Origin of the sequence: Pseudomonas sp. Irchel 3E19 (assembly GCF_900187585.1) — a bacterium.
GTDB lineage: Bacteria > Pseudomonadota > Gammaproteobacteria > Pseudomonadales > Pseudomonadaceae > Aquipseudomonas > Aquipseudomonas baetica.
Map to the genome: position 1 here is coordinate 163,924 of NZ_FYDT01000008.1, position 6,786 is coordinate 170,709.

The 6,786-nt window shown below is 60.3% G+C and carries 5 protein-coding genes; 1 reads left to right on the forward strand and 4 read right to left on the reverse strand.

The window, feature by feature from the left end; genetic code table 11:
- The 4 genes from CKW18_RS07800 to CKW18_RS07815 form a co-directional block, all read right to left on the reverse strand.
- Positions 1–915: a branched-chain amino acid ABC transporter permease gene (locus CKW18_RS07800; protein ID WP_016771918.1), complete on the reverse strand. Its 915-nt coding sequence runs from the start codon at positions 913–915 to the stop codon at positions 1–3.
- 241 nt (positions 916–1,156) lie between these two features.
- On the reverse strand, positions 1,157–2,290 hold the full coding sequence (locus tag CKW18_RS07805; protein WP_007915892.1) for an ABC transporter substrate-binding protein: 1,134 nt from the start codon (positions 2,288–2,290) through the stop codon (positions 1,157–1,159).
- A gap of 368 nt (positions 2,291–2,658) precedes the next feature.
- Positions 2,659–3,942 carry an FAD-binding oxidoreductase gene (locus CKW18_RS07810; RefSeq protein WP_095188310.1) on the reverse strand — a complete coding sequence of 428 codons (1,284 nt, stop codon included), beginning with the start codon at positions 3,940–3,942 and terminating at the stop codon, positions 2,659–2,661.
- 146 nt (positions 3,943–4,088) lie between these two features.
- Positions 4,089–5,579, reverse strand: coding sequence for an aldehyde dehydrogenase family protein (locus CKW18_RS07815; RefSeq protein WP_095188311.1), 1,491 nt, complete (start codon positions 5,577–5,579; stop codon positions 4,089–4,091).
- A gap of 163 nt (positions 5,580–5,742) precedes the next feature.
- Between CKW18_RS07815 and CKW18_RS07820 the strand changes: the two genes are divergently transcribed.
- Positions 5,743–6,639: a LysR family transcriptional regulator gene (locus CKW18_RS07820; RefSeq protein ID WP_095188312.1), complete on the forward strand. Its 897-nt coding sequence runs from the start codon at positions 5,743–5,745 to the stop codon at positions 6,637–6,639.
- Positions 6,640–6,786: the final 147 nt, after the last annotated feature.

Below are 6,786 nucleotides of genomic sequence, written 5' to 3' on the forward strand. Positions count from 1 at the left end.
TTACACCTTCGACACAAGAGGACGGCCCAACAGGCCCTGCGGCCGGAAGACCAGAACAAGTACGAGCAGCGAGAAGCTGAACACGTCTTTGTAGTCGGAGTTGACCAGACCGGAGAACAGCGACTCGGAAATGCCGAGAATGATCCCGCCGAGCATGGCCCCGGGCAGCGAACCGATCCCGCCGAGCACCGCCGCGGTGAACGCCTTGATGCCGATAATGAAGCCGGCATAGAAGTCGAAAGTGCCGTAGTTCATGGTGATCAGCACGCCGGCCAATGCCGCCATGGCCGCACCGATGATGAACACGTAGGAAATCACCCGGTCAGTGTTGATCCCCAGGATCGACGCCATCTTGCGGTCTTGCTGAGTGGCGCGGCACATGCGGCCAAGCTTGGTGTACTTGATCACGTAGGTCAGCAGGCCCATGCCCACAAACGCCGCGATCAGAATGAACACCTTGGTGTAGGTCAGTTGCACGAAGCCCGTACCGACTTCGACTCGCCACGCACCGGTCAGCAGGGTTGGCACGCCCTGTTGTTTGGCGCCTTGGGCAATCTGTGCATAGTTTTGCAGGATCAGGGAGATACCGATGGCGCTGATCAGCGGTGCCAGTCGGGTGGAGTTGCGCAGGGGTTTGTAGGCAACACGCTCGATGACCCAGCCATACACCGCCGTGACGACGATGGTGAAGATCAGCGTGCCGAGCATCAGCAGCGGGAAGGATTCGATACCGAAGTACGCCAGCAGCGCCAGACTGATTGCCGCCAGGTAAGCGGAAATCATATAAACCTCGCCATGGGCGAAGTTGATCATGCCGATGATGCCGTAGACCATTGTGTAGCCGATGGCGATCAGGCCATAGACCGACCCGAGGGTCAGGCCGTTGACCAGTTGCTGCAGGAAAATACCATCCATAACGCAATCTCACGCAGTGAGAACCTGCACACCCTGAGGTGTGCGGCTCTTCTAGGAAAAATACAGATTTACGTCGGAGTAATGTCAGCCACGATCCGCCCGTCCCACACCGTTCCTGTGGGAGCGAGCCTGCTCGCGAATGCGGTCGATCATTCAACACATGTGTTGGCAGTCATTCCGTCTTCGCGAGCAGGCTCGCTCCCACATTGGATTGGTGGGGTTCAAACGATCACATCAGCCCTTACTTCTGTTTTTCCAGCTGGTGATATTTGCCGTCCTTGTCCCACTGGTAAACCACGTAGTCGGAGACTTTCAGGTCGCCCTTGGAGTCCCAGGTCTTCTCGCCCATGACGGTCTTGACCGGGTTTTTCTTCAGCCATGCAGCGGCTTCTTCGCCCTTGTTGGACTTGGCGCCGTTGAAGGCGGCAGCCAGGGTCTGGACCGAGGCGTAGGCGTACAGGGTGTAGCCTTCTGGTTCGGTGCCGGCCTTGCGGAACGCGTCTACCACGGTCTTGCTGTCTGGCAGCAGGCGTGGGTCGGCGCCGAAGGTCATCAGTACGCCATCGACGAATTGTGGGCCGCCAGCGGTGGTGACCAGTTCGTCAGTGACGATGCCGTCATCGGACATGAACTTGACGTCTTTCAGGCCCTGCTCACGCAGTTGGCGCACCAGCGGGCCGGCTTCCGGGTGCAGACCACCGAAGTAGACGACATCGGCGCCAGCGCCACGGATTTTGGTAACGATGGTGCTGAAGTCTTTTTCACCACGGGTCAGGCCTTCATACAGGACCGGAGTGACGCCGCGCTTGACCAGTTGTGCCTTGGTGGCATCCGCCAGACCCTGGCCATAAGTGTCTTTGTCGTGCAGCACGACAACCTTTTTGCCCTTGAGCACGTCGACGATGTAGTCACCGGCGACGATGCCTTGCTGGTCATCACGCCCGCACATACGGAACATGGCGCTCAGGCCACGCTCGGTCACCTGTGGGTTGGTGGAACCCGGGGTGATCGCGATGATGCCGGCTTCGTCGTAGATTTCCGACGCTGGAATGGTCGAAGAGGAGCAGAAGTGGCCGACCACACCGGCAACTTTCTGGTTGGTGAGGTCCTTGGCGACCGTTACGGCCTGCTTCGGTTCGCAGGCGTCATCGCCCTTGACCAGTACGATTTTCTCCCCGTTGACGCCGCCCGCCGCGTTGACTGCGTCCGCCGCTGCCTGTGCACCCTTCATGTACTGCTCGCCAAATGCCGCGTTGGCGCCCGTCATTGGACCCGCTACACCGATTTTCACATCAGCTTGAGCAAACGCAGAAACACCCAACGCAGTAGCCACTGCGAGGGCCAGAAAGCCTTTCTTGTAAAACGTCTGGGACATGAGGTGGTGCTCCAAGGTTTTTTTTAGTTGGCACTGCGACTTCACTTCTCTTGATGCTCAGAGCAAGGGCCGTGCCATCGGTTTTTTATTCTTCAAAAAGTCGCTGCTTTCTTGTTATTTCGACTGTTTCGTTCCCATTTTCATTGGGCGTGCAACCGTCTAAACCGCGGAAGGTGAAACCATTTATTTTTTCAGGCGCAACCCGCACGCGCCATCATTGCAACCGCGGCACCAAACGACGTGCAACCAGCCTGTAACAGCCCGCGTCACCGAACTGCACACTGCTGGTGCGCGACTGCTACAACCCGCACCATTACAGGCTAGTCGCTGCATCGAAAAGCGCTGCTTCCAGCAACATATTTCAACACTCAAATGACGATGCGCAGGCACTGGCCTGCGTGATACAGCGAGAACCCGGCCTCGTACAGACAACTGCGCAAGCCCACACCGCTCAAGGGCTGCATCGGTGCAAAGGGAATCGGCAGGGCCTGCGGATTTGCGTCACACAAGTAGTCGGCGAACGCCTTGCCGACCACGGTGCCGGTGGTCACGCCACGGCCGTTGTAGCCGGTAACCGCCACCAGACCGGGTGCCGGTTCGAACAGCCGCATCAAGTGATCGGGCGTGAACGCAATGCGCCCGGTCCAGGTGCACTCCCACTCGACGGGTTTCAAATTGGGGAAGTAATGCTGCTGCACCCGGTCGGCCCAGGCCTTGAGGAACCAGGTGGGTTTCTGATTGCCGTTGCCGAGGCTGCCAAGCAACAAGCGCCCTTCCTTGTCACGGCGGATGCTGCTCAATACCTGACGGGTGTCCCACGAGCCCTGCCCGCCCGGAAGAATTTCCTGGGCGGCGTCTTCGGTCAGCGGCACCGAGGCGACCTGATAGTAGTAACCGGGGAAGAAATTACGTTTCAGCTCAGTCCAGTCGCCTTCGGTGTAGGCGTTGGAGGCGATGACCACCTGCTCGGCCAGTACCGAACCCAGCTCGGTCTGCACCGACCATTTTTGACCCACGCGTTCGAGACGGGTGACCGGCGTATGATCAAACATCTGCCCGCCCAGTCCGATCACCGCGTTGGCCAGCCCGGTGACATAAGCCATCGGATTGAGCGTCCCGGCACGACGGTCAAGCAGAGCGGCGGCAATCTTTTGCGTGCCGGTGGCTTGCTCGCAGGCCTTGCCAGTCAATAATTCGACCGGTGCGCCGCGGCGCTTCCATTGTTGCTCGCGACTGCGCAGATCCGCTTCGCCCTTGGCGTTGTGCGCCATGTGCAGGGTGCCTTCGCGGCGCAACTGGCAATCAATGTTGTACTTATCCACAAGGCTGAACACCAGCGCCGGTGCCGCACCGAGCATGCGGTTGAGCTGGCTGCCGACCGCCAGGCCGAACCCGGCTTCGATCTCGTCCGGCGGGATCCACATCCCGGCGTTGACCAGCCCGACGTTGCGTCCGGAACCGCCGTGACCGGCGCGATGGGCTTCCAGCACGCAGACCGTCTTGCCCTTTTCCAACAGATGCAGCGCCGCCGACAACCCGGTGAAACCGGCGCCGATCACGCAGACATCGACTTTGACTTCACCCTTGAGCGCCGTGTTATCGGGCCTTTGCGGCGTAAGTTTTTCCCACAGACATTCTTCGCGTAACGGCATTGCCAGACTCCAACAGAAACCTAACAAACACTGCATACCCTGTGGGAGCGAGCCTGCTCGCGAAAGCGGTATATCAGTCAACATCTATGTCGACTGACCCACTGCATTCGCGAGCAGGCTCGCTCCCACAAGGGGATCTCCACCTGTCAGTCGAATGTGATGCCCTGCGCCAGCGGCAGCTCCAGCGAATAGTTCACGGTATTGGTCTGGCGGCGCATGTACGCGCGCCATGCATCCGAACCCGACTCACGACCGCCACCGGTCTCTTTCTCGCCACCAAACGCGCCGCCGATTTCCGCGCCGCTCGGGCCGATGTTGACGTTGGCAATGCCGCAGTCGCTGCCGATCGCCGACATGAACTGCTCGGCCTCGCGCACATCGGTGGTGAAGATGCACGACGACAGGCCTTGCGGTACCGCGTTGTTCAGGCGCAGCGCTTCCTGGAAGTCGTTGTAGCCGACCACATACAGAATCGGCGCGAAGGTTTCGCTGCAGACCACATCGCTCTGCTCCGGCATTTCCACGATCGCCGGCGAGACGTAGTACGCGTGGGGGAACTGATCTTCCAGTTGACGCTTGCCGCCAAACACCCGGCCACCCTCGCTCAACGCCTGCTCCAGGGCATCCTGCATGTTTTCGAAACTGTGTTTGTCGATCAGTGGACCGACCAGATTGCCTTCCAGCGGATGGCCGATACGCACTTTGGCGTACGCGGCTTTGAGGCGGCTGACGATTTCTTCTTTGACCGACTCATGGGCGATCAGGCGACGCAGCGTGGTGCAGCGCTGACCGGCGGTGCCGACCGCGCTGAACAGGATGGCGCGCACGGCCATGTCCAGATCGGCGCTCGGGCCGAGGATCATCGCGTTGTTGCCGCCCAGTTCGAGAATACTGCGGGCAAAACGTGCGGCGACTTTCGGCGCGACTTCGCGGCCCATGCGGGTGCTGCCGGTGGCGCTGATCAATGCGACACGCGGATCATCGACCAGCGCTTCGCCGGCGTCACGGCCACCGATGATCACTTGGCACAGGTTTGCCGGGGCATCAGTGAAATTCTTCACCACGCGGTCGAACAGCGCCTGACAGGCCAGCGCCGTCAGCGGGGTTTTCTCCGACGGTTTCCATACCACCGGGTTGCCGCAGACCAGCGCCAGCGTGGTGTTCCACGCCCACACCGCGACCGGGAAGTTGAACGCACTGATCACGCCAACCACGCCCAGCGGATGCCAGGTCTCCCGCATGTGGTGGCCCGGGCGCTCGGAGGCGATGGTCAAACCGTACAACTGGCGCGACAGACCGACGGCGAAGTCACAGATGTCGATCATCTCCTGCACCTCACCCAGGCCTTCTTGGGTGATCTTGCCCGCTTCCCAGGAAACCAGTTCGCCAAGATCCGCCTTGTACTCGCGCAGCACTTCACCGAATTGACGCACCAGTTCACCGCGACGCGGGGCCGGCACCTTGCGCCATGCCTCGAACGCATGATCTGCGCGACTGATGTGCTGCTCGACTTCGGCCGGGCCTTCCCAGTTCACGGCGGCGATGCGGCTGCCGTCGATCGGCGAATGCACCGGCACTTTGCCGTTCTGATAAAGGGCCGGGTTCACACCAAGACGATCGAGCAATGCGGCAACCATGGGTCACTCCTCAAGCAAAAAACTGAATGTGTGCGGTCGCCATTTCACGACCGGGCAGGCCTTTAGTTGTAGCGTCAGTACGGCGAGGCAACAAACGACCTTTACGCGAGATATCATTCCGTTTATTCATGCTGCGCATAGAAAGACAAGAAAAGGATCCGCCATGCTGAACAAACGCCACTTGCCATCGATCACCGCGCTGCAGTGCTTCGAGGCCGTGACCCGGCACCTGAGTTTTACCCGGGCTGCCGAGGAACTGAACCTGACCCAGAGCGCAGTCAGTAAACAGGTCGCGCAGCTTGAGGAATTGTTGCAGCACTTGTTGTTCCGTCGGGTACGCCGCCGCTTGCAGATGACCCCGGCCGGGGATTTGTACTTGGTGGAGGTCAGAAAAATCCTTACCCAGGTTGAGATGTCGACGCATTACCTGCGTTCCTACGGCGGTGAGACCGAAGTCCTGCGGGTTTCCACACCCTCGACCTTCGGCGCCCGTTGGCTGGTGCCACGCTTGAAAGGCTGGCGCTTGCGCCATCCGTCAATCCATCTGGATTTGTGCAACGAGCAGGAGGCGGACGATCTTCTGCAAGGGCGCAGCGATCTGGCGTTCTACTACGGCCAGGGTTCGCGCCCCGGCACCGAATGCCTGAAGCTGTTCGGCGAAGAGCTGGTGCCGGTGTGCGCGCCGGGCAGCCTGCCTGACACGCCGTTCACTGATCCGACGCAACTCACCGATCTGGTGCTGCTGCAAAATGCGTCGCGCCCGCAAGCGTGGCACGACTGGTTCGACAGTCAGGGCTACCAGACCGAGCACAGCTACCACGGGCCGCGTTTCGAAACCTTCTATATGTGCATTCGCGCGGCGCAAGTCGGCTGCGGCGTGGCGTTGCTGCCACGGTTTCTGGTGGAAGAGGAATTGGCCGACGGCAAACTGGTCATTCCCTGGCAGCATGCAATGCCCAGCACCGACGCCTATTACCTGGCGTACCCGGAGCACGCGGCGGAAGTGCCCAAAGTGCGGGATTTTGTGAAGTGGATGCTCGAACAGATCGACAACCCCTGACCTCATTCCTTGTAGGAGCTGCCGCCCCGTCTTCGACGCCGCGCTGTCGCGCAGCAAACTGGGGCTAGAGTAGAAGAGCGCGCGCGGGGCAGAGACCGTCATTAGCACTGGTGTGACAGCACCCGAGTAGGAGAGTGGTCCGCACGG

What these genes read in the sequence shown, in the direction of transcription:
- CKW18_RS07800 (WP_016771918.1), bottom strand. Translation starts at nt 915, where the DNA reads ATGGATGGTATTTTCCTGCAGCAACTGGTCAACGGCCTGACCCTCGGG.
- CKW18_RS07805 (WP_007915892.1), bottom strand. Translation starts at nt 2,290, where the DNA reads ATGTCCCAGACGTTTTACAAGAAAGGCTTTCTGGCCCTCGCAGTGGCT.
- CKW18_RS07810 (WP_095188310.1), bottom strand. Translation starts at nt 3,942, where the DNA reads ATGCCGTTACGCGAAGAATGTCTGTGGGAAAAACTTACGCCGCAAAGG.
- CKW18_RS07815 (WP_095188311.1), bottom strand. Translation starts at nt 5,579, where the DNA reads ATGGTTGCCGCATTGCTCGATCGTCTTGGTGTGAACCCGGCCCTTTAT.
- CKW18_RS07820 (WP_095188312.1), top strand. Translation starts at nt 5,743, where the DNA reads ATGCTGAACAAACGCCACTTGCCATCGATCACCGCGCTGCAGTGCTTC.